The sequence below is a fragment of the Streptomyces sp. NPDC012935 genome, assembly GCF_042900345.1.
In the GTDB taxonomy this organism is placed as follows: Bacteria; Actinomycetota; Actinomycetes; order Streptomycetales; family Streptomycetaceae; genus Streptomyces.
In genome coordinates this window covers 456,024-474,780 of the sequence record NZ_JBIBBC010000001.1, presented here as the reverse complement: position 1 = coordinate 474,780, position 18,757 = coordinate 456,024, and the positions used below count along the sequence as shown (strand labels likewise).

Below are 18,757 nucleotides of genomic sequence, written 5' to 3'. Positions count from 1 at the left end.
CCTTAGCGTCTGGCGCACAACGCACGAGAGGAAAACAAGGATGTCCTCCTCCCCCTCCCCAACCGCTCGCGTCGGCAGACTGGCCGTCCTCGCCGTCGGCCTGTGCTGGCTGGCCGTCCTCTTCGACGGCCTGGACATGTTCATCTACGGCTCGGTGCTGCCCCACATGCTGGAGCAAAAGGCTCTCGGCCTCACCCCGGACCAGGCCGGCGACCTGGGCAGTTACGCCACGTTCGGCATGCTGGTCGGCGCCCTGACCGCGGGCACGGTCGCCGACCGGATCGGCCGCAAGAAGCTGATGGTCGGCTGTGTGGCGCTGTTCTCACTGGCCTCCGGGCTGTGCGCGATGGCGGGCAGCGTCGGGGTGTTCGGCCTCGGCCGCACGCTCGCCGGAATCGGCCTCGGCGGTCTGCTGCCGACCGCGATCAGCATGGTCTGCGACTACGCCCCGCGCGGCCGTGGCGCTCTCACCATCGGCATGCTGATGACCGCCCACCACGCGGGCGGCATCCTCTCCGCGTATGTCGCCCTGTGGGTCGTCGAACCCCTGGGCTGGCGGGCCGCGTTCTGGTTCTGCGTGCTCCCGCTGCTGTTCGTGCCGGTCCTGGCCAGGTTCCTGCCCGAGTCGCTGAGCTTCCTGGTCGCCAAGGGCCGCAGCGAGGAGGCCGGCGAGCTGGCCCGGCGCCACGAGGTCGCACTGCCTGCCGCACCCACTGACGGGCAGGCCACCACCGGCCGTTGGAACTCCCTGGTCAGCCTGTTCCGCGGCGGTGAGTGGAGCCAGACCCTGCTGTACTGGCTGGCCTCCTTCGGCGGGCTCCTCCTCGTCTACGGCGTCGCCACCTGGCTGCCCACCCTGATGCGCGGTGAGGGGTACAACCTCGGCTCCGCGCTGACCTTCGTGGTCCTGTTCAACCTCGGCGGCATCGTCGGCATGCTGGTCGCCGGCCGAGCCTCCGACCGGTTCGGCGCCCCCCGGATCTCGGCGATCTGGTTCGCGCTGACCGCCGCCGGTGTCTTCCTGCTCAGCGTGCACATGCCGCTGGCGCTCACCTTCGGGGTGGTGTTCCTGACCGGGGTGTTCCTGAACAGCGCGCAGACCATGATCTACGCGACCGTCTCGATCCGCTCCCGCCCCGAGAACCGAGCCACCGCCGTCGGCTGGACCTCCGGCATGGGCCGCTTCGGTGCCGTGTTCGGGCCGTGGCTGGGCGGGCAGTTGCTCGCCGCGAACAAGGGCGACTGGGGCTTCACGGCATTCGCCCTGGCCGGCCTGTCGTCCATGGTCTTCATCGGGATCGCGGCGCTGCGCGGCTCGAAACGGACCGCTGGGAGCGACAGCGAGCAGAAACTCGTAGGAGCACACTGACCGCCCGTCATATGTACTGACGAGCCATATGTACAGATGAGCCGAACTGGGTTATACGACGGTCTCGCGTATTGTTGCGTCATATGCCCGTAGTGATGGAGGGCACCTCTCGGTGCGCCCGGGGCTGCTGAGTTGTTCGGTAAAAGGGGGAGCAGGGACGTGACGGCACTTCTCGCGCTGGCAGCCGTCGTCGCGTTCATGGCCAAGGCGGGCCTGCCGTGGTGGGTGGTCGTGGCCGTGGCCCTGCTGATGTCGGGCTTCGGAGCGGGCAGGTCCGGGAGCCAGGGGCGAGGCTCCCGGACCTCCTCGACGTCGGGCCCGGTGGGTCAGCCCATCTGGCCTTCGGCCGACCGGAGTCCGGCCGTCGTGCCCGTGGTCCCGGTGCACGTGCGGGTCCCGTCCCCCGAGGAGTACGGCGTGCCCGTGGGGAGCGCGGGGACACGCGTGGCCGTGGCCGGCGAGAGGCAACCCGCGGTCGCCAACGGGCAGAGCGGACTGGGCTCTTAGGTCCGACACCGGGCGGCGCCGTCAGGCCTTGACGGCCTCCCGGAGCCGCTGGGCGATGATCGTGTAAACGTCCCGCGCCTTGTCGTCGTCGGTCCCGTCGTACCCGTGATCGGCGCCGCGCACCTCATGGTGGTCGACCAGTGCGCCGACGCCCCGGAGCCGCTCCGCGTACCGCTCGGCCTCGGCGCGGAGCAGGTCGTGTTCGGCGCTGATCACCAGGGCGGGCGCGATGCCTTTCAGGTCCGCGGTGTCCGAAGGGTGAGCGGGGGACACGAGCGGATCGAGGCGCCGCCGCACATCCGGGACGTACGACGTGTCGAAGACGTCGCCCATCCAGGGTCGCAGCAGCGGCTTGGCGATGGCGGCGCGCTTGTTGCGGACGCCCGTCGCCAGGTCGAGCGGGGGATAGTGCAGCACCTGGAGCGCGATCGCCGGCCCGCCCTCCTCCAGGGCCTGCCGCGCCACGGCCGCCGCGAGCCCGCCGCCGGCGCTCTGCCCGCCCACGGTGAGCCGCCCGCCGTCCCACCCCTCCTCGGCGCCCTGCTCGGCAACCCACCGAACGATCTCGTACGCCTGCCGGGGCGGCGCCGGGAAGGGATGCTGCGGCGCGACGACATAGTCCACGTTGATCACGACCACCCCCGCCTCGGCGGCGAGGAACCGGCACAGCGGGTCGTCCAGCTCGGTCAGCGTCATGACGTAGCCGCCACCGTGGAAGTTCACGTGCACGGGCGGGGCCGGCTCGTGATGGGAGGGCAGATACACCGTGGCCCGGGCCGGAGCGATCGACGTGGGGATCGTCAACTCGCGTACTCTGCGCGGAAATTCGGGGAAGCGCGCGTGAGAGGCGGCGGCGGAACCCCGGCCGCCGGAACGCCGGTCGGCCATGACGGCAACCCGCTGCATGACCTTGGCGACGAGGCCGGCCACCGCCGGCCGGGTCAGGAGGGACATATGGCTTCCGTTCGGTCGCGGCCCGCGGGCCTGCCCGACAGCGGGCCGACTACTTGAGTTAGGCAATTATAGATGATCGCAATAATGGGTCAAGGTGTCGGAACGGTTGGGGTGGGACGCCCATGGGGTAGGGTTGACCTGCATGATCACGCGGTTCGCTGCGCGACAGGCATCGGGACGTGGCGCAGCTTGGTAGCGCACTTGACTGGGGGTCAAGGGGTCGCAGGTTCAAATCCTGTCGTCCCGACGGATGCCGGACGGTTCGTACGGCAAGGGCCTTGCACCACTTCGGTGGGGCAAGGCCCTTCACTGTTTCCGGTCGCTGTCTCATTCGCCCGGCGCCGGGCGTCGTTCCAGTCGATGGGCAGGTCGGCCGCGGGGACCTGCCAGAACGTGAGGACGGAATCCTTCATCGAGGCCCGCAGGCCGTTCATGATCGACCGGGGCGGTTCGGTTCTCGCGTACGTGTACAGCGCCTCCTTGTCGTGGGCACCGGGGGCCCCTGCCGACAGAGGGGGGCCAGGGCGGACGCCGGGTGGAGGGAAGTGCGCAAGCCGCGGCGGTCGCGTGCCGAAGGAGGTACTCCCTGACAGGTCGCGTGGCGGAGGCGGTACGCCCTGACAGGGCGGCACCCACTGTGCGGCCGGGGCCGCCCCGGCCCCTGGCCCCCTTCCTCGCCTCAGCGGGCCACCAACAGCCCCCGCCCCCGCAGCACCCGCCGCTCCAGCGGGCTGAAGATCAGCAGGTCGATGGCGATTCCGACGAGGAGGATCAGGAAGATGGCCAGGAACACCTGAGGCATGCTGCTGTTGTTGCGGCCGTTCTCCAGCAACTGGCCGAGGCCGACGCCGAGATCGGGGGAGGACGCGATGATCTCGGCGGCCATGAGCGAGCGCCAGGAGAAGGCCCAGCCCTGCTTCAGGCCGGCCAGATAGCCCGGGAGCGCCCCCGGCATCACGATGTGCCAGGCCTCGCGCAGTCCGGTCGCGCCCAGGGTCCGACCGGCGCGCAGGAACAGCGGAGGGATCTGGTCGACGCCCGCGACGAGGCCGTTGGCGATGGACGGGACCGCGCCGAGCAGGATCACGGCGTACATCATCGAGTTGTTGAGTCCCAGCCACAGCACGGCAGGCGGCACCCAGGCCACCGACGGCAGCGACTGGAGGCCGGACAGGATGGGTCCGATGGCCGCCCGGACGAACTTCACCCGGGCGACGAGCAGACCGAGCGGCGTGCCGATGGCGAGCGCCAGCAGGAAGCCGAGCAGGCCGCGTGAGACGGACGTCCAGATGTAGTCGAGCAGTGTTCCCTGGAGCCAGGCCTCGCGGACCTCGCCCCACACGTCGGACGGCGACGCCAGCTTGTAGTCGGGGGCGACCTCGGCCCACACCAGCAACTGCCAGACGACCAGCACCAACGCGACAGCGGTGACGGGCGGCAGCACCTTCCGGACCAGGGTCTCGCGCAACGGCGTACGGCCCACCGGCACCGACTCCAGCGCGTCGAGCCCGGCCTCCAGTCCCGCCAGATCGTTCGGATCCTGCGGCGCCCCGGCCGTCGTGGAGCCGTCCTCGGTGACGTCGGCCTTGAAGCCGACGCGATTGTCAGTGCCGGCCATGGCGGCGGATCTCCCCACGCAGTTCTTCGGTTATCTCGACGGACAGCTCGGCGACCGCGGTGTCCTCGATACGACGCGGATGCGGAATGCTGACCGTCCACTCCCGCGCGATCCGGCCGGGCCGCGAGGACAGCAGCACCACGCGCTGGGCCAGCCGCACAGCCTCGCGCACGTTGTGCGTCACGAACAGCACCGAGACCCCCGTCTCCCGCCAGATCCGGGTGAGTTCGTCGTGCAGCACGTCCCGGGTGATCGCGTCCAGCGCGGCGAACGGTTCGTCCATCAGCAGCAGCCGGCTGTCCTGCGCCAGCGCACGGGCCAGGGCGACCCGCTGCCGCATACCGCCCGACAGTTCGTGCACCCGCTTGCCGTACGACCCCTGCAGCCGGACGAGTTCCAGCAGCCGCTCCGCCTCGGGGCGGCGTTCCGTCTTGGCGACCCCGCGCAGCTTGAGCGCGAGCTCGATGTTCTTGCCGGCGGTCAGCCATGGGAACAGCGCGTGTTCCTGGAACATCAGGGCGGGCCGGCCGTCCGTGCCGATCGAACCGGCGGACGGCCGATCCAGCCCCGCGACCAGGTTCAGCAGCGTCGACTTGCCGCAGCCGGAGGCCCCCAGGAGGGTGACGAACTCGCCGGGCGCGACATCGAGCGTGATGTCGTCGAGGACGAGTTGCTGCCCGGCGGGGCCGGCGAAGGACTTCGAGACATGCTCGACACGGGCGGCATACGTCACCGCCGCGGCGTCCTCGGCGACCTTCGCGGTCGTGGCCGTCAGGGTGGCCATGGTCGTCACCTCCTGGGAACTGGGCGGATGCGGTGGTTACTTGACGCCGAGACCGGCGTCGTCGACCTCGTCCTTGCCGTCGGCCTTGAGGACCTTGTTGAGCGGCGTGAGGTCGTAGATGCCCTTCAGGTCGGGCTCCTCAAGCAGGCCGGCCTTCACCGCGTGTTCCGCCTCGCTGTCGAGGGTCGCGGCCAGCGGGTCGTCGAGGAAGGTGATCGACTTCCACGCCGGGTCGATGACCTCGGCGGGCAGGGCCTTGCCGGAGAGCTCCTCCAGGGCCTTGTTCGCGGAGGCCTTGGCCTTGTCCGGGTTGGCGTTGATCCACTCGTTGGTCTTCACCGAACCGCGCAGCACGGCCTCGACGACGTCCGGGTGCTCCTTGAGGAAGTCCTGCCGCACGATGATGTTCGTGATCACGAACTTCTTGTCGGGCCACAGGTCGGCCTCGTCGAGGAGGACCTTGCCGCCCTCGGCGACGAGCTTCGACGCGGTGGGCTCCGGCACCCAGGCGCCGTCGATCGAGCCGGACTTGTAGGCATCAGGCGTGATCTTGTTGTCGGTGCGGACGACGGAGACGTCACCCTTGCCGCTCTCCGCGTCGACCTGCCAGCCCTGCTCGGAGATCCAGTTGAGCAGCGCCACGTCCTGCGTGTTGCCGAGCTGCGGCGTGGCGATCTTCTTGCCCTTGACGTCCTTCAGGGACTTGATCTTCTCCGGGTTGACGACGAGCTTCACCCCGCCCGAGGCCGACCCCGAGATGATCCGCAGGTTCTTCCCGGCCGCCTTGGTGTAGCCGTTGATCGCGGGGGACGGGCCGATCCAGCCGATGTCGATGGAGCCGGAGTTCAGCGCCTCGATCTCGGACGGACCCGCGTTGAACGTCGAAGGCTTGATCGTGGTGCCGCCGAGCTCCTTCTGGAACAGGCCCTCCTGGACGCCCACCAGTGCGGTGGCGTGCGTGAGGTTGGGGAAGTAACCGATCTTCACCTCGTCGACGGAGAGCTTCTTGGCGTCCGCCGCGACCTCGGCCTGCTTGCCGTCGTCGGTGGAGTCGGCGCCGTAGCCGCAGGCGGTCAGCAGCAGAGGGAGCGCCGCTACGGCGGCGAGGGTGCGCAGGGTGGTGAGCGGTCTTGCGGCAGACACGGAGGTGTCCTCTCGGAATGAGTGGCAGGTGAGTGACAGGGGAGTACGGAACTACGTCGGAGAACGGCGGCGCTCGCGCGGAGCACGGGCAGGGTCCGCGAACGGCTTCAGACGAGCCGACAGATGGCGCTGGACGTACGCGCGAAATCGATGTGGCGACGCGAGGTCAGACGGGGCCGGACGAGGCCTGCGTGATCGCGCACAGTCATGGCCACCCCACCCCACCGATTCCTAGTTTTCCTACCTGGTTGATGGGGATCGTGGCAGAAGGCGGCGCTCACCCCAAGAGGGATTTCACATAGTGGACGTTGCCATCTCTCCCTTTGGGAACTGCGAGCTCAGGGCACACAGCAGTGCACGCGCCACCGCGTCGTTCTGGCGGAAGGCGGGCGCGTTCGTGCGCGGGCGGGCGAACGCGGCGACGGCCCGGCTGTTGGTGGGGGCGCCGAGGGCGATACGGCGTGGGTGCGTGCCGCCGAGGGACGGGTCGAGGACGTGGCCGTCCGCGGCGGAGACGGCCAGCAGGCCGGAGCGGTGGGTGTGGGTGGGGTCGGAGATGACCTCCTCGGTGAGGGCACCGGCTTGGTGCAGGTCACGCAGGAGGGGGTCCTCGGTGCGGTCGAGGGAGGGGCGGGGCAGATACGCCTCGATCAAGGCGGTGGCGTGGAGCGTGTGACCGGGGACGGTGGAGCCGGCCGCGGTGAAGGTGCCGGTCGCCTCGTCGGTGCCGATCCGGATGCCGGCGCCCAGGAAGCGGACGACCCCGGCCCGGGACAGGGCGAGCAGCTGGCGCAGCCGGAAGCCGGGCGGCCCGGAGGCCAGGAAGCTGAAGAACCCGTGCCACCAGCCGTCGAGCTGCTCGGCGACGGACCGAGCGGTCAGCCGTCCCCCAGCGACCAGGCGCGGCAACTGGCCGTAGATGGAGAGCAGCGCGAGGAACGCCCCGAGGTCGGCGCTGAACTCCGGGTCCTCGCGGCGGGCGACGTCCCGGGCGATCCGCTCCCGCAAGTGCGCCTGGAACGCGTCCGGCGCGGGGAAGGCGAGACCGTCCAGGGGGTGGTCAAGTGTCTCGAAGTCCAGCCGGTCCGCCGGGTCGGGTACGGCCGCGGCGACGAGGTCGGTCAAGTCGTCGGCGTACCAGTCCAGACGGTCGTAGGCGGCGACGAAGTCCGGCCAGGGGAGGGCGGTGCGCTCGGGGTGGGCGTGGAAGAGCTCGTGGTAGTGGCCGAAGCCGATCTCCTTGGCCATCAGCGGCCACACATCGCGCCGCAGATCCAGCGGGCGCCCCTCGGCGAGCAGCGCGTCGACCGCTTCGGGACCGAAGTGCCGGGGGAGCGGCGGCCGGGGGCCCTGGAGCCGGTAGCGGGTCTTGGAGTGGTAGGGCACTCCCCGCCGCGATCCGACGTGGAGGACGGGCTCGCGGCCGGACGGAAGGTAGGTGAGGCTGCCGTCGGTCTCGGTGCGGTAGGTGCCGCCGCGGCCCTCGGTGAGCAGCGCCATCAGGTCGATGAAGGCGAGCCCGAAGCCGCGCAGGACGACGTGTTCGCCGGGTTGCAGCGCGGACAGGTCGGCGTCGGCGGAGAACTCCGGCGGCAGATGGAAGCGGCCGTGGCGGCGGGCGAAGGCGGCGTGGGCGCGGTGTTCCGCGGCTGGGGTGGAGCCGATGTGTCCCTGGGCCAGGACCACCAGGTCGGCGGTGAGGGGGGTGGCGCGGTCGGCCAGGTGGACCTGCTGCGGGCCGTCCGGGGGGCCGGTGACCGCGGTCGCGGTCGTGCGGTGCCACTCGACCGTGACGGTGGGCGGCAGCTGGGCCAGCGCCCTGCGGAACACCCAGTCCAGATAGGCGCTCTGGGCCCGGCGGGTGGGGAAGTCCGTCCCGGCGAGCGAGCGCAGTTCGGCGAGCACCACCGGGTCGGCGGGCTCGGCGTGGGGCGCGTGGCGCGGGCCCCGGCCGGAGAACTGGGCCGCCCACTCGGCGAGCGAGGGCCCGGGCCGTACCGGCCCGTCGATGGTGGACGACTCGTCGGTGAACATCGTGACGTCCTCCGCCATCGAGTTCATCCGCAGCAACGCGGACTGTTCGTCCCGCCATACCCGACCCGGCCCTGGCGGATGCGGGTCGACCAGATGGATGCGCAACTCCCCTTCCCCGTCCCACAGTTCGGGGGCGTTGGCGCCGATGCGCTCCAGCAGGCCCGTGGCACGCGGGCCCGCGCCCACGACGACCAGGACCGCCGTGGCGGGGCTGCCGCTCACCGGTCACCGCCGATCGCCGGGCGGGCGTCCGCCGCCGTCGCCGCCCGCAGCCGAAGGCGCACGGCGGTCAGGTGGCCGCGCAGTCGCTGGAGTGGAGTGGGCGGCAGCGTGCGGGAGTTGCCGCGCGCGTAGTACCGCTCGACGTAGAACTGGCCCGCGCTCAGCACCGTGGTGACCGCGATGTACCACAGGGTGGCGACCATCAGCAGCGGGATGATCTGGTACGTCTGGTTGTAGATCAACTGCACCGAGTACAGCAGGTCGTGCACGGCCAGCACGCTGACGATGCTGGTGCCCTTGAGAGTGCCGATCAGCATGTTCCCGGCCGTCGGCACGATGGAGCGCATCGCCTGCGGCACGACGATCCGGCGCAGGGTGCGGCGTCTGCTCAGCCCGAGTGCCTGGGCGGCCTCGGTCTGCCCGGCGTCCACGGAGTGGATGCCGCCGCGCACCACCTCGGCGGCGTAGGCGGTCTCGTGCAGGGTCAGGCCGATGACGGCGGTGAGAGTGGGACCGAGCAGGTTGACCGTCTTGAACGTGAAGAACTCCGGGCCGAACGGGATGCCGAGACCGAGCGTCGGATACAGGGCGCCGATGTTGAACCAGAACAGCAGCTGCACCAGCAGGGGCGTGGACCGGAAGATCCATACATAGCCCCAACTCAGGGTGCGCAGGACCGGGTTGGCGGAGAGCCGCATCACGGCGAGCAGGGTGCCGAGCAGAAAGCCGAGCACCATCACCACTGCGGTCAGCCACAGCGAGAGCAGCAGTCCGTCGAGCACGGCGGCCGTGGTGAAGTACCGGCCCACCACATCCCATTGGAAGGCGTCGTTGCGGATCACGGAGTTGAGCACCATCGCGAAGAGCAACAGCGCGACGGCGGCGGTCAGCCACCGGCCTGCGTGCCGGCGCGGGACGATCCGAGGTGGGTCGACGCCGACCAGCGGGGGACTCTTCGTGGCGGGACTGGACGTGAGATCGGGCGACGTGACCATGAGGAGGCTCTCCGGGGGAGGGAACGCAGGCGTGGGTGACCCCAGGGGCACTCGGTGCGGCCGGGGGCCGGCGTCATCACGCTCGCCACGTCCCTCAACGCGGCCGGAGAGGCTGCCGCGCAACGCGGAGCCGATCCGGCGTCGATCGTATGTGCCCATGCCATCGATGTGTCAACAGCGGGCCGGGACGCGGATGTTCGGGCGTTCCGGCATCCGGGAGCTGCTTGACGGGGAGCACGATGTACTGCTCAATTGGTCGCATGACTGCCCAGCAGCGCTTGGTCTCGCGCGATTACATCGACTTCGGTCGAGTGTGGTCCGCGGCGTGTTGCGCCTGACTCGGCAGCGGGCCCTCTGACCGGCCCTTCCCTCCCTCGGTGACCCCGTCGCGGGCCGAGTTCTCCTTTCTTCGCGCGCTGCCGCAGCACCACTTTCCGACGCTTTGCGTCGTCACGCTCGCATTGAATTCAACTCGCCCATTCACCTTTGCGTACCAGGCAGTTCAGTCATGCCTGCCCGCATGCGCATTTCCCGAGAGGTCATCCCCATGCCAGTGGAGTTCCTCGGTATGGCCGCCACCAACAACGGCTCCGAAACCACGCCGCGCTCCGGCGCCGCCTTCGACAAGGACTACACGCTCCACCTCGCCCGGGCGCATGAGGACCACGGCTGGGACCGGGTGCTGTTCGCCTACGGCTCGGGATCGCCGGACCCCGCACCGGCCGCCGCATACATCGCGAGCCGGCTGGACCGCCTCCAGATCCTGCTCGCCCACCGGCCCAACGTCTCATACCCCACCTTCGCCGCGAAGACGTTCGCCACCCTCGACCAGATCAGCGAGGGCCGGCTGACCGTCCACTTCATCACCGGCGGCAACGATCACGAGCAGGGCCGCGAGGGCGACACGCTCACCAAGGACGAGCGCTACTCCCGCACCCGCGAGTACATCCGTGTCGTCAAGAAGATCTGGACCACCCACGAGCCGTTCGACCACGAGGGCGAGCACTACCGCTTCCACGACTTCGTCAGCGATGTCTTCCCTGTGCAGCAGCCCCGCCCCAATGTGTCGTTCGGCGGTTCGTCGCCCGCCGCGCTGGCCGCCGGAGGCGCCGAGGCCGACATCTACTGCCTCTGGGGCGAGCCCCTGGCGAAGACCGCCGAGCAGATCGAGAACGTGAAGGCCGCCGCGAAGGCCGCGGGCCGCACCGACGTGCCGCGCATCCAGGTCGCCTTCCGCCCGATCATCGCCCCGACCGAGGAACTGGCCTGGGAGAAGGCCCACCGCACGGTAGGTGCGATCAAGGCCCGCAGGGAACGGGGCGAGGCAATCACCAAGCGTCACAACGGGCACGTGCAGCCGCAGGCTGCACCACCTCAAAACGTCGGCTCGCAGCGCCTGATCGCCATCGCCGAGGCCGGGGAGCGTTACGACCGCGCCCTGTGGACCCCGACCGCCGCCGCGACAGGTGGCGCGGGCAACTCCAACGCCCTGGTCGGCACCCCGGAGACGGTCGCCCAGGCACTCCTCGACTACTACGACCTCGGCGTCGACATCCTCTCCGCCCGCGGCTACGACCTGCTGGGCGACGCCATCGACTTCGGCCGGCACGTGATCCCGATCGTCCGCGAGGAGGTCGCCAAGCGTGACGCCGAGCGGGCGGCGCGCGGTACGCAGACCCTGGTGGCGGTGAACGCATGACCTCCGCACCGGAGTTGACGGTGATCGAAGTGCCCGTGTCCGACACCAGGGTCGAGCCGCTGTTGCGCGAACTCGGCGACGAATACTCCAGACGCTACGGCCGGGACGCCCACGCCGAGCTCGCACGCTACCCCGACGAGGAGTTCACGGCGCCGCACGGCGGCGTCCTGCTTCTCCTCGTCGAGGCCGGAGCCCCGGTCGCGGGCGGCGCCTTCCGCAGATACGACGCGACCACGGCCGAACTGAAGCGGATCTGGACGCACTCCGCCCACCGCAGACGCGGTCTCGCCCGCCGCGTCGTAGCCGAACTGGAACGCGAGGCGAGCGTCCGGGGATATCGCCGCGTGTACCTGACCACCGGGCCACGCCAGCCCGAGGCCCGCGGCCTGTACCTGGCCACCGGCTACACACCGCTGTTCGACACGGAGGCCGACCCGGAGACCATCGGCCCGCTGCCTTTCGAGAAGCGCCTCGCAGTGCAGGTACGCACGGGAAGGGCCCCCGCCCAGTGAACATCCGCACGCTCAGAACCCGCACCCTCGGGACCCGTCTGCGCGGCGCCGCCGCCCTCGCCCTGCTGCCCCTGCTCGCGCTGACGGCCTGCGGCTCCGGCGGCACCGGCGGCGGCACAGCGGCGGTCGGTGCCGAGGCCTCCCCCGCACCGACCGACGACCCGGTGGCCGCCGTCCGCGAGGTGGACTCCGCCGCCGCCCTGCTCCCCGCCGACGTACGCAAGGCGGGCAAGCTGCGCGTCGGCAGCTCGATCGGATTCCCGCCCGGCGCCTACTACCCGAACGGCACGGACAAAGCGCCCGCCGGGCAGGACATCGACCTCGCGGACGCGGTCGCCAAGGTGCTCGGGGTCGGGCTGGAGCGTCAGGACGCCTCCTTCGAGGCGATCCTGCCCGCTCTCGGCAGCGGCAAGTACGACTTCGGCACCGGCAACTTCGGCGTCACCGCCGAGCGCCTGAAGACCATCGACTTCGTCACCTACATCAACGACGGCCAGGGTTTCGCGGTGAAGAAGGGCAACACCGCCCTCAAGTCGAAGATCACCGACCTCACCCAGCTGTGCGGGCTGACCATCGGCACCGGCGCCGGCACGACCTTCGAGGCGACCCTCACCGCGCAGAAGGGGGTGTGCGCGAAGGCGGGCAAGAAGCCGTACGACGTGAAGGTCTACTCGGAGAACGCGGCCACGCTCACCGCGCTCCAACAGGGCCGTATCGACGTGATCATGTCCACCATCAACGGCCTGCGCTACCAGGCGGCACAACCGGCGTCGCAGACCACTTTCCTCGGCGAGTACCACCGCCTGGACGTCGGCTTCGCCTTCAAGAAGGGCTCCCCGCTCACCAAGGCGTTCCAGGCCGCCGTCAACGAGCTGATCCGGAACGGAACGTACGCCCGGATCCTCGCCAAGTGGGGTACCTCTGCCTCCGCGATCGAGACATCGCGGGTCAACCCGCCGGAGCAGCCATGAGCGACGTCATGGTCGACGTCCACGGCGTCCACAAGAGCTTCGGCCCACTGGAGGTGCTGCGCGGCGTCGACCTGCAGGTCCGCGCCGGAGAGGTCACCGTGATCCTCGGACCGTCCGGCTCCGGCAAGTCCACGCTGCTGCGCACCATCAACCATCTGGAGAAGGTCAACCGTGGCTGGGTCAGCATCGACGGCGAGCTCATCGGCTACCGCCGCTCCGGGAACAAGCTGCATGAGCTGAAGGAGAAGGAGGTCCTGAAGCAGCGCACCAACATCGGGTTCGTCTTCCAGAACTTCAACCTCTTCCCGCATCTGACCGTGCTGGAGAACGTCGTCGAGGCTCCTGTCTCCGCGCTGCGCCGCCCGCGCAAGGAGACGGAGGCAACCGCCCTCCGACTCCTCGACCGGGTCGGCCTCGCGGACAAGGCCGACGCCTACCCACGCCGGCTCTCCGGCGGCCAGCAGCAGCGCGTGGCCATCGCCCGCGCGCTCGCCCTCGAACCGAAGGTGCTCCTCTTCGACGAGCCCACCTCCGCGCTGGACCCTGAGCTCGTCGGCGAAGTCCTCGACGTCATCAGGGACCTGGCGGGCAGCGGCACCACCATGATCGTCGTGACCCACGAGATCGGCTTTGCCCGCGAGGTCGCCGACACCGTGGTGTTCATGGACGGCGGAGTCGTGGTGGAGCAGGGACCGCCCGCGGACGTCCTGGACCACCCGCGTCAGGAGCGCACCCGCACCTTCCTCGCCAAGGTCCTCTGACGGCGCGCGCACCCAACTCCGGTCCGGACGCGCTCCGTTGACACCGTCAAACGCGGCGTGCTTGCATCGCGCCATGCCGCCACTGGAGCGTCTGACACGCCGCCGTGCCGTGGACCTCGTCCGCGTGGCCGCCGCATTGTGTCGGTTCCCCGGCTGACTCACGCTTTCCCCCCCGCACCCGCATTCGTTGGTGTCGTTGTACCTGGCAGCCCGACCCGCGCTGCGTCGCTGCGCTCCCACACCCGCCTCACCATCCGGCCCGACCATCGATGACGAGGACCCGTCATGCCCGCATCCCCTGTGCCCTCACCCCGTTCCGCGTCCCGCGTCGACGAGGACGCCTACGACCGCCGCAGGTTGCGCCAGTGGCTCGCCGGCGATGCCCGGGCCGACGGGGTCAGCCGCCGCCGGCTGCTCACCCTGCTCGCCGCCACTGCGGCCGCGACCGCGCTGCCCGCGCCGCGTCCGGCGCACGCGGCCGACACCCCGATCGTCAAACCGCTGCCGCCCGAGTGGTTCATCCAGCGCGGCACCAACGCAGAGACCCGCTGGGAGGCGCTGCGCGGAACGGGCCATCACACCCCCAACGAGCTGTTCTTCGTGCGCAACCACACAGCGACACCTGTTCTGGACGCCGCCGACTGGCGGCTGAGACTCTGGGGTGACGGGCTGCGCGGCAAGCCCTCCGAGGGCCGCCCGGTCGAGTTCGGGTACGACGATCTGCGCGCCCTGCCCGCCGTCACCCGGACCGCGTTCGTCGAGTGCGCCGGAAACGGCCGCAGCTACTACACCACCCAGCAGCAGGAAACGGTCACCGGAACGTCGTGGACACTGGGCGCCGTCGGCGTGGCGCGTTGGCGCGGGGTGCGCCTCGCCGACGTACTGCGCAAGGCCGGGCTGTCCCCGTACGCCGTGGACCTGCAGCCGCGCGGGCTGGACGCCGAGTACGTCAGCGGTGGCGAGAGCCTCGGCCGGGTGCGCCGGCCGCTGCCCTTGGCCAAGGCGCTGGACGACGTCCTGCTCGCGTACGAGATGAACGGGGAGCCGCTGCCGTACGACCACGGGTATCCGGTGCGGGTGCTGGTGCCCTCGTGGGTGGGGATCGCGTCGATCAAGTGGGTCGGCGACATCGAGGTGTCGGCGCAGCCGCTGTTCTCGCCGTGGAACACCACCTTCTACCGGCTGTTCGGCCCCTCCCACCCGCAGGAGGGCAGCGCGCCGCTGACCCGTCAGACCATCAAGAGCGCCTTCGAGCTGGCGAGCGGCGCGACCTTCCCGGTGGGACGGGAACAGGTGCTGCACGGTCGCTCCTGGTCGGGCGCGGGCGCCGTCGCGCGGGTCGACGTCAGCACCGACGGCGGCTCGACCTGGCGCACGGCCCGGCTGCACGACCGGCCCCGAGCCGACACCTGGACCCGCTGGTCCGTCGCCTTCAAGCCCGACACGACCGGTGCCACCCACCTCCTGGCCCGTGCCACCGACACGGCCGGCCGCCGCCAGCCGGACGTCGCCGAGCCCAACACCCAGGGCTATCTGTTCGACGCCGTGGTCCGGCATCCGGTGAACGTGGTCTGATCGGGTACGGGCTACGAAGGGGCGCTGTCCGCCCGCGCGTTGCGCACGAACAGCTCGCGCAGAGCGCGGACGGCCCGGGGAACCGGGCGGCACAGGCGGCTCTGCAGGACCAGCAGCACGTCGGTCGCGTCGTCGGCGAGCGGCCGTAAGGTGATCGCGCGCAGCAGCGAACCGAGTCGCGTGACGGCGGCGACGTATTCGAGCTGTTCGATACGCACGCCAGGAGCGTGACCCGGGACCGCGTACCGCGTTCAAGGGAAACCCTGTCACAAACCTCGTGAATACCGACTCTCAGCATGTGGAATCTCCCCCGGGCATTCTTGACCTCCCGGAGTACCCGCTGCTTTGATCGATGGCATGAAGCGACAGGACCTCACGCGGCGACGCCATGTCGACCTCGCGCGTGTCTCCAGCTCCTGCTGTCGCTGTCGGGTCTGAGCGCACCGAGGGAAACCCTCGCACTCGCGCCGCTCTCCTCGCGTATTTCATCGCCGGCCGATTTCCGTGCTGATTCCGTGCTGATCTCGGCTTTCCCCGGGACGGCGATTCCGCACGTCTGAATCCCGATCACCGAACACGTTTCCCTGCCACGCACGCGCCCTTTACGCGTGCGCAGTCATGCCAGGAGTTCCCATGCCCGTACCGCCCGGATCCGACCCCCTGCGCTTCGCCTACTGGGTGCCGAACGTCAGTGGCGGCCTGGTCACCAGCACCATCGAGCAGCGCACCGACTGGGGCTACGACTACAACCGCGAGCTCGCCGTCCTCGCCGAGAACAACGGCTTCGACTACGCCCTCAGCCAGGTCCGCTACATGGCCAGCTACGGCGCCGAGTTCCAGCACGAGTCGACCAGCTTCAGCCTCGCCCTGCTCCTTGCCACCCAGCGCCTGAAGGTCATCGCCGCCGTACACCCCGGTCTGTGGCACCCCGGCGTCCTCGCCAAACTCGGTGCCACCGCCGACCACCTGTCGAACGGCCGCTTCGCCGTCAACGTCGTCAGCGGCTGGTTCAAGGGCGAGTTCACCGCCCTCGGCGAACCCTGGCTGGAGCACGACGAGCGCTACCGGCGCGCCGAGGAGTTCATCAGCGCGCTGCGCAGGATCTGGACCGAGGACCACGCCGAACTCGCCGGGGACTTCTACCGGGTACGCGACTTCACCCTCAAGCCCAAGCCGCTCAACACCCCCGAGCGGCCGCACCCGGAGATCTTCCAGGGCGGCAATTCCACCGCCGCCCGCGCCATGGCCGGCCGTGTCTCCGACTGGTACTTCAGCAACGGCAAGGACTTCGGCGGCGTCACCGAGCAGATCAACGACGTCCGCGCCGCCGCCGCCCGAGCGGGCCGCAGCGCACCGAGGTTCGGGCTCAACGGCTTCCTCATCGCCCGCGACACCGAGGCCGAGGCCCGCGAGACGCTCCGCGAGATCGTCGCCAAGGCCAACACCGAGGCCGTCCACGGCTTCCGCGACGCCGTCCAGCAGGCCGGTCCGTCCACCTCCGACGGCAAGGGCATGTGGCAGGACTCCGGCTTCGAGGACCTGGTCCAGTACAACGACGGCTTCCGCACGGGTCTGATCGGCACGCCTGAGCAGATCGCCGAGCGGATCGTCGCCTACAAGCGGCTCGGCGTCGACCTCTTCCTCCTCGGCTTCCTGCACTACCTGGAGGAGGTCGAGTACTTCGGCAAGCGGGTGCTGCCGCTCGTACGCGAACTGGAGGCCCAGGAAGCCGAGTCGGCGCCCGTCGGCGCCCACGCCTGACCCGCACGTCCCCACCGGCGCACCGCCGGAGCCCACCCGGTACTCCTCCCGAAAGGCCCTCCCATGGCCACCATCCTCTCCGTCTCCGGCAGCCCCTCCGCCACCTCCCGCACCGCGCGCCTGCTGCGTCACCTGGACGGCCGGCTGATCGCCCAGGGACACGACGTGATCCCGCTCGACGTTCGCGCGCTCCCGCCGGAGGCCCTGCTGTACGCCCAGTTCCGGCACCCGGCGATCGTCGAGGCCACCGCCCTCTTCGAGCAGGCGGACGGCATCGTGATCGGCACCCCCGTCTACAAGGCCGCCTACTCCGGCCTGCTGAAGTCGCTGCTCGACCTGCTCCCGCAGTACGCGCTGGCGGGCAAGACGGTCCTGCCGCTGGCCACCGGCGGCACCACCGCCCACGTCCTGGCCATCGACTACGCCCTGCGGCCGGTCCTGAACTCCATGGGCCCCGCCCACATCACGCCGGGCTGGTTCACGCTCGACAAGGAGATCGCCGTGGCCGACGACGGCACCCTGACCGTCGCGCCCGGCGCCGCCGAGGCCCTGGCCCAGGTCACCGACCAGTTCTCGCTCGCCCTCGGTGGCCGCCCGACGGTGCTGGCGGCCACCGGATGACCGCCGCGACCGTGCTCACCGGCGACGCCGAGGCCCTGGGTGTCGCCGCCGAACTGGCCGCGGACTTCCGCAAGGACGCCGCCGAGCGGGACGCACGGCGCCGCCTTCCGCGCCCGGAACTGGAGCGGCTGTCCGCCTCCGGGCTGCTGGCTGTGACGGTGCCGGCGGAGTTCGGCGGCGCGGACGTCCGTACGGAGACCGTCGCCGAGATCTTCCGGCTGCTGGCCTCGGCCGACGCCAGCCTGGCCCAGATCCCGCAGAGCCACTTCGTGTACGTCAACGTGTTGCGTCGGCAGGGGAGTCGGGAGCAACAGGCGTTCTTCTTCGGCGAGGTACTGGCGGGAAAGCGGTTCGGCAACGCCCAGTCCGAGGCGGGAACCAGCCATGTCCAGGACATCCGTACGCGGCTCAGGCATCGCCCGGACGGTTCGTACGTCCTCGACGGCGTCAAGCACTACTCGACCGGCGCCCTGTTCGCCGACTGGATCCCCGTCCTCGCCCGCGCCGACGACGACAACCTCCACGTGGCGTACGTGCCGCGGGACGCACCCGGCCTCACCGTCGTGGACGACTGGGACGGCATGGGCCAGCGCACCACCGCCAGCGGCACCGTCCGCCTGGAGTCGGTGCCCGTGCCCGGCGACCGCGTGGTGCCGCACCACCTCACCTTCCGGCGGCCCCAACTCCACGGCGCCGTGGCGCAGTTGCTGCACGCCGCCATCGACGCGGGAATCGCCTCCGGAGCGCTCGCCGAGGCCGTGGAGTTCGTCCGCACGAAGAGCCGCCCCTGGTTCGAGAGCATCGACGAGGGCCACGCCACCGCAGCCGAGGACCCGCTGCTGATCCAGCGCTTCGGTGAACTGGCGATCCGGGTACGGGCCGCCGACGCGCTGCTCGTCACCGCGGCGCGCTCCGTGGACGCCGCCCACGCCGACCTGACCGACGACTCGGCTGCAGAGGCCTCGGTCGCCGTGGCAGCCGCCAAGGTGACGGCGGCGGAGGCGGCCCTGGAGGTCGCCAGCGCCCTCTTCGAGGTGGCCGGCACCCGCTCCGCGCTCGACTCCCTGGGCCTGCACCGCCATTGGCGCGACGCCCGCACCCACACCCTGCACGACCCGGCCCGCTGGAAGGTCCAGCACATCGGCCGCTACGTGCTGAACGGCACCAGACCGCCCCGGCACGGCCTGCTGTGACGGCCGACCCCCTTAACCACCTTCCTGATCGGAGCCCT

Annotated in this window: 19 protein-coding genes and 1 tRNA gene; 12 read left to right on the top strand and 8 right to left on the bottom strand. The window is 70.4% G+C overall.

Features of this window, described 5'->3' with window-relative positions:
- The first annotated feature begins 40 nt into the window (after positions 1-40).
- Positions 41-1,369, top strand: a complete 1,329-nt coding sequence (locus ACFY5C_RS02020; protein WP_389439394.1) for an MFS transporter — start codon at positions 41-43, stop codon at positions 1,367-1,369.
- A gap of 159 nt (positions 1,370-1,528) precedes the next feature.
- Complete coding sequence (locus ACFY5C_RS02015) at positions 1,529-1,876, top strand: hypothetical protein (RefSeq protein ID WP_389439392.1); 348 nt, start codon at positions 1,529-1,531, stop codon at positions 1,874-1,876.
- 21 nt (positions 1,877-1,897) lie between these two features.
- Here the strand turns inward: ACFY5C_RS02015 and ACFY5C_RS02010 are convergent, their stop codons facing one another.
- The gene (locus ACFY5C_RS02010) at positions 1,898-2,830 is read right to left on the bottom strand and encodes an alpha/beta hydrolase fold domain-containing protein (protein WP_389439390.1); all 933 of its coding nucleotides are present in this window, start codon (positions 2,828-2,830) and stop codon (positions 1,898-1,900) included.
- 173 nt (positions 2,831-3,003) lie between these two features.
- Between ACFY5C_RS02010 and ACFY5C_RS02005 the strand changes: the two genes are divergently transcribed.
- Positions 3,004-3,077 (top strand) — tRNA-Pro (locus ACFY5C_RS02005).
- 432 nt (positions 3,078-3,509) lie between these two features.
- Here the strand turns inward: ACFY5C_RS02005 and ACFY5C_RS02000 are convergent.
- The 6 genes from ACFY5C_RS02000 to ACFY5C_RS01975 all read right to left on the bottom strand — a co-directional run bounded on the left by ACFY5C_RS02000 (position 3,510) and on the right by ACFY5C_RS01975 (position 9,626).
- Complete coding sequence (locus tag ACFY5C_RS02000; protein ID WP_389439388.1) at positions 3,510-4,448, bottom strand: ABC transporter permease; 939 nt, start codon at positions 4,446-4,448, stop codon at positions 3,510-3,512.
- Positions 4,435-5,232 carry an ABC transporter ATP-binding protein gene (locus ACFY5C_RS01995; protein WP_389439386.1) on the bottom strand — a complete coding sequence of 266 codons (798 nt, stop codon included), beginning with the start codon at positions 5,230-5,232 and terminating at the stop codon, positions 4,435-4,437. Before ACFY5C_RS01995 ends, ACFY5C_RS02000 begins: the two co-directional genes overlap by 14 nt.
- Before the next feature lie 36 nt (positions 5,233-5,268).
- On the bottom strand, positions 5,269-6,375 hold the full coding sequence (locus tag ACFY5C_RS01990; protein ID WP_389439384.1) for an ABC transporter substrate-binding protein: 1,107 nt from the start codon (positions 6,373-6,375) through the stop codon (positions 5,269-5,271).
- Between the two features lie 107 nt (positions 6,376-6,482).
- Positions 6,483-6,584, bottom strand: a complete 102-nt coding sequence (locus ACFY5C_RS01985) for a putative leader peptide (protein ID WP_389439382.1) — start codon at positions 6,582-6,584, stop codon at positions 6,483-6,485.
- A gap of 85 nt (positions 6,585-6,669) precedes the next feature.
- The gene (locus tag ACFY5C_RS01980; protein ID WP_389439380.1) at positions 6,670-8,631 is read right to left on the bottom strand and encodes an FAD/NAD(P)-binding protein; all 1,962 of its coding nucleotides are present in this window, start codon (positions 8,629-8,631) and stop codon (positions 6,670-6,672) included.
- Positions 8,628-9,626 (bottom strand): amino acid ABC transporter permease, encoded by a 999-nt coding sequence (locus ACFY5C_RS01975; protein ID WP_389439378.1) that lies wholly within the window; start codon positions 9,624-9,626, stop codon positions 8,628-8,630. The genes ACFY5C_RS01980 and ACFY5C_RS01975 overlap by 4 nt, the downstream gene beginning before the upstream one ends.
- Positions 9,627-10,173: 547 nt before the next feature.
- On the opposite strand from ACFY5C_RS01975, the gene ACFY5C_RS01970 reads away from it, so the two are divergent.
- The 5 genes from ACFY5C_RS01970 (at position 10,174) to ACFY5C_RS01950 (ending at position 15,144) form a co-directional block, all read left to right on the top strand.
- On the top strand, positions 10,174-11,325 hold the full coding sequence (locus ACFY5C_RS01970; RefSeq protein WP_389440647.1) for an LLM class flavin-dependent oxidoreductase: 1,152 nt from the start codon (positions 10,174-10,176) through the stop codon (positions 11,323-11,325).
- Positions 11,322-11,837 (top strand): GNAT family N-acetyltransferase, encoded by a 516-nt coding sequence (locus ACFY5C_RS01965; protein WP_389439376.1) that lies wholly within the window; start codon positions 11,322-11,324, stop codon positions 11,835-11,837. Before ACFY5C_RS01970 ends, ACFY5C_RS01965 begins: the two co-directional genes overlap by 4 nt.
- Positions 11,834-12,808 (top strand): ABC transporter substrate-binding protein, encoded by a 975-nt coding sequence (locus tag ACFY5C_RS01960; RefSeq protein WP_389439374.1) that lies wholly within the window; start codon positions 11,834-11,836, stop codon positions 12,806-12,808. The genes ACFY5C_RS01965 and ACFY5C_RS01960 overlap by 4 nt, the downstream gene beginning before the upstream one ends.
- Complete coding sequence (locus ACFY5C_RS01955) at positions 12,805-13,569, top strand: amino acid ABC transporter ATP-binding protein (RefSeq protein ID WP_389439372.1); 765 nt, start codon at positions 12,805-12,807, stop codon at positions 13,567-13,569. The genes ACFY5C_RS01960 and ACFY5C_RS01955 overlap by 4 nt, the downstream gene beginning before the upstream one ends.
- Positions 13,570-13,854: 285 nt before the next feature.
- Positions 13,855-15,144 carry a sulfite oxidase gene (locus ACFY5C_RS01950; protein WP_389439371.1) on the top strand — a complete coding sequence of 430 codons (1,290 nt, stop codon included), beginning with the start codon at positions 13,855-13,857 and terminating at the stop codon, positions 15,142-15,144.
- A gap of 11 nt (positions 15,145-15,155) precedes the next feature.
- Here the strand turns inward: ACFY5C_RS01950 and ACFY5C_RS01945 are convergent, their stop codons facing one another.
- Positions 15,156-15,362, bottom strand: a complete 207-nt coding sequence (locus ACFY5C_RS01945) for a hypothetical protein (protein WP_389439369.1) — start codon at positions 15,360-15,362, stop codon at positions 15,156-15,158.
- Positions 15,363-15,501: 139 nt separating this feature from the next.
- On the opposite strand from ACFY5C_RS01945, the gene ACFY5C_RS01940 reads away from it, so the two are divergent.
- The 4 genes from ACFY5C_RS01940 (at position 15,502) to ACFY5C_RS01925 (ending at position 18,719) form a co-directional block, all read left to right on the top strand.
- Positions 15,502-15,582 carry a putative leader peptide gene (locus tag ACFY5C_RS01940; RefSeq protein ID WP_351078001.1) on the top strand — a complete coding sequence of 27 codons (81 nt, stop codon included), beginning with the start codon at positions 15,502-15,504 and terminating at the stop codon, positions 15,580-15,582.
- Between the two features lie 195 nt (positions 15,583-15,777).
- Entirely contained in the window at positions 15,778-16,905 is a 1,128-nt protein-coding gene (sfnG, locus tag ACFY5C_RS01935) for a dimethylsulfone monooxygenase SfnG (RefSeq protein WP_389439367.1), read from the top strand.
- 63 nt (positions 16,906-16,968) lie between these two features.
- A complete protein-coding gene (gene ssuE, locus ACFY5C_RS01930; protein ID WP_389439365.1) occupies positions 16,969-17,526 on the top strand; it encodes an NADPH-dependent FMN reductase in 558 nt (185 codons plus the stop codon).
- Entirely contained in the window at positions 17,523-18,719 is a 1,197-nt protein-coding gene (locus tag ACFY5C_RS01925; RefSeq protein WP_389439363.1) for an SfnB family sulfur acquisition oxidoreductase, read from the top strand. The genes ssuE and ACFY5C_RS01925 overlap by 4 nt, the downstream gene beginning before the upstream one ends.
- Positions 18,720-18,757: the final 38 nt, after the last annotated feature.